We start from the raw sequence: 3,163 nt of genomic DNA, 5'->3' as shown, positions 1-3,163 counted from the left end.
TACATGATCCCCCATGTTGTGCAAAAAAGCGGTTAGCTCCTTCGGTCCTCCGATCGTTGTCAGAAGTAAGTTGGCCGCAGTGTTCTAGCCTGCAGCTTGGCACTGGCCGTCGTTTTACAACGTCGTGACTGGGAAAACCCTGGCGTTACCCAACTTAATCGCCTTGCAGCACATCCCCCTTTCGCCAGCTGGCGTAATAGCGAAGAGGCCCGCACCGATCGCCCTTCCCAACAGTTGCGCAGCCTGAATGGCGAATGGCGCCTGATGCGGTATTTTCTCCTTACGCATCTGTGCGGTATTTCACACCGCATATGGTGCACTCTCAGTACAATCTGCTCTGATGCCGCATAGTTAAGCCAGCCCCGACACCCGCCAACACCCGCTGACGCGCCCTGACGGGCTTGTCTGCTCCCGGCATCCGCTTACAGACAAGCTGTGACCGTCTCCGGGAGCTGCATGTGTCAGAGGTTTTCACCGTCATCACCGAAACGCGCGAGACGAAAGGGCCTCGTGATACGCCTATTTTTATAGGTTAATGTCATGATAATAATGGTTTCTTAGACGTCAGGTGGCACTTTTCGGGGAAATGTGCGCGGAACCCCTATTTGTTTATTTTTCTAAATACATTCAAATATGTATCCGCTCATGAGACAATAACCCTGATAAATGCTTCAATGATATCGAAAAAGGAAGAGTATGAGTATTCAACATTTCCGTGTCGCCCTTATTCCCTTTTTTGCGGCATTTTGCCTTCCTGTTTTTGCTCACCCAGAAACGCTGGTGAAAGTAAAAGATGCTGAAGATCAGTTGGGTGCACGAGTGGGTTACATCGAACTGGATCTCAACAGCGGTAAGATCCTTGAGAGTTTTCGCCCCGAAGAACGTTTTCCAATGATGAGCACTTTTAAAGTTCTGCTATGTGGCGCGGTATTATCCCGTATTGACGCCGGGCAAGAACAACTCGGCCGCCGAATTCACTATTCTCAGAATGACTTGGTTGAGTACTCACCAGTCACAGAAAAGCATCTTACGGATGGCATGACAGTAAGAGAATTATGCAGTGCTGCCATAACCATGAGTGATAACACTGCGGCCAACTTACTTCTGACAACGATCGGAGGACCGAAGGAGCTAACCGCTTTTTTGCACAACATGGGGGATCATGTAACTCGCCTTGATCGTTGGGAACCGGAGCTGAATGAAGCCATACCAAACGACGAGCGTGACACCACGATGCCTGTAGCAATGGCAACAACGTTGCGCAAACTATTAACTGGCGAACTACTTACTCTAGCTTCCCGGCAACAATTAATAGACTGGATGGAGGCGGATAAAGTTGCAGGACCACTTCTGCGCTCGGCCCTTCCGGCTGGCTGGTTTATTGCTGATAAATCTGGAGCCGGTGAGCGTGGGTCTCGCGGTATCATTGCAGCACTGGGGCCAGATGGTAAGCCCTCCCGTATCGTAGTTATCTACACGACGGGGAGTCAGGCAACTATGGATGAACGAAATAGACAGATCGCTGAGATAGGTGCCTCACTGATTAAGCATTGGTAACTGTCAGACCAAGTTTACTCATATATACTTTAGATTGATTTAAAACTTCATTTTTAATTTAAAAGGATCTAGGTGAAGATCCTTTTTGATAATCTCATGACCAAAATCCCTTAACGTGAGTTTTCGTTCCACTGAGCGTCAGACCCCGTAGAAAAGATCAAAGGATCTTCTTGAGATCCTTTTTTTCTGCGCGTAATCTGCTGCTTGCAAACAAAAAAACCACCGCTACCAGCGGTGGTTTGTTTGCCGGATCAAGAGCTACCAACTCTTTTTCCGAAGGTAACTGGCTTCAGCAGAGCGCAGATACCAAATACTGTTCTTCTAGTGTAGCCGTAGTTAGGCCACCACTTCAAGAACTCTGTAGCACCGCCTACATACCTCGCTCTGCTAATCCTGTTACCAGTGGGTACCTAGGATCCATGGCTGCTGCCAGTGGCGATAAGTCGTGTCTTACCGGGTTGGACTCAAGACGATAGTTACCGGATAAGGCGCAGCGGTCGGGCTGAACGGGGGGTTCGTGCACACAGCCCAGCTTGGAGCGAACGACCTACACCGAACTGAGATACCTACAGCGTGAGCTATGAGAAAGCGCCACGCTTCCCGAAGGGAGAAAGGCGGACAGGTATCCGGTAAGCGGCAGGGTCGGAACAGGAGAGCGCACGAGGGAGCTTCCAGGGGGAAACGCCTGGTATCTTTATAGTCCTGTCGGGTTTCGCCACCTCTGACTTGAGCGTCGATTTTTGTGATGCTCGTCAGGGGGGCGGAGCCTATGGAAAAACGCCAGCAACGCGGCCTTTTTACGGTTCCTGGCCTTTTGCTGGCCTTTTGCTCACATGTTCTTTCCTGCGTTATCCCCTGATTCTGTGGATAACCGTATTACCGCCTTTGAGTGAGCTGATACCGCTCGCCGCAGCCGAACGACCGAGCGCAGCGAGTCAGTGAGCGAGGAAGCGGAAGAGCGCCCAATACGCAAACCGCCTCTCCCCGCGCGTTGGCCGATTCATTAATGCAGCTGGCACGACAGGTTTCCCGACTGGAAAGCGGGCAGTGAGCGCAACGCAATTAATGTGAGTTAGCTCACTCATTAGGCACCCCAGGCTTTACACTTTATGCTTCCGGCTCGTATGTTGTGTGGAATTGTGAGCGGATAACAATTTCACACAGGAAACAGCTATGACCATGATTACGAATTTAATACGACTCACTATAGGGAAGCTTCCCGGGGCAGCTAGCGCCTGTCGGCTCAGCGACTGTTCAACGACTGCCGCTGTTTTTTTCGCATCACTTTCCGTACCAGAAAAATGACGCCTGACTCTGGCCATCTGCTCGTCAAATCTGGCCGCATCCAGACTCAAATCAACGACCAGATCGCCTACCGGTTCAGCCATACCGGACTCCTCCTGCGATCCCTTCTGATACTGTCATCAGCATTACGTCATCCTCCGTCATGTCCGCCACATCCGGGGAAGCGGGGATAACTTCATTCCCGTCCGGGCCAAAGCGGACACCTCCGGCAAGCCCTGCCGCTTTCTGCATCAGCACATCATCTTCAGGCTCTTCGTCAGCCTCGCGCCGGTTCAGCAGACTGAAATCCAGCGGATGCATA

The 3,163-nt window shown here is 51.2% G+C and carries 3 protein-coding genes and 1 pseudogene; 1 reads left to right on the top strand and 3 read right to left on the bottom strand.

The features are described 5' to 3' along the window. Positions 1-696: 696 nt before the first annotated feature. The gene (locus tag AB3348_RS15160; RefSeq protein WP_000027050.1) at positions 697-1,557 is read left to right on the top strand and encodes a broad-spectrum class A beta-lactamase TEM-116; all 861 of its coding nucleotides are present in this window, start codon (positions 697-699) and stop codon (positions 1,555-1,557) included. Between the two features lie 370 nt (positions 1,558-1,927). Here the strand turns inward: AB3348_RS15160 and AB3348_RS15155 are convergent, their stop codons facing one another. The 3 genes and pseudogenes from AB3348_RS15155 to AB3348_RS15145 form a co-directional block, all read right to left on the bottom strand. After that, positions 1,928-2,080: a replication initiation protein gene (locus AB3348_RS15155; RefSeq protein WP_367608469.1), complete on the bottom strand. Its 153-nt coding sequence runs from the start codon at positions 2,078-2,080 to the stop codon at positions 1,928-1,930. A 700-nt stretch (positions 2,081-2,780) separates the two neighbouring features. Then, positions 2,781-2,945, bottom strand: a pseudogene (locus AB3348_RS15150) (phage tail tape measure protein); the annotation flags it as partial. Then, the coding region (locus AB3348_RS15145) for a phage tail assembly protein T (protein ID WP_001378663.1) at positions 2,938-3,163 on the bottom strand (226 nt) is incomplete at its 5' end. The pseudogene AB3348_RS15150 and the gene AB3348_RS15145, both read right to left, overlap by 8 nt.

Source organism: Legionella sp. W05-934-2 (genome assembly GCF_964199965.1).
In the GTDB taxonomy this organism is placed as follows: domain Bacteria; phylum Pseudomonadota; class Gammaproteobacteria; order Legionellales; family Legionellaceae; genus JAFIFT01.
The sequence above is the reverse complement of the archived record's forward strand: the minus strand, read 5'-3'. Positions and strand labels throughout refer to the sequence as shown.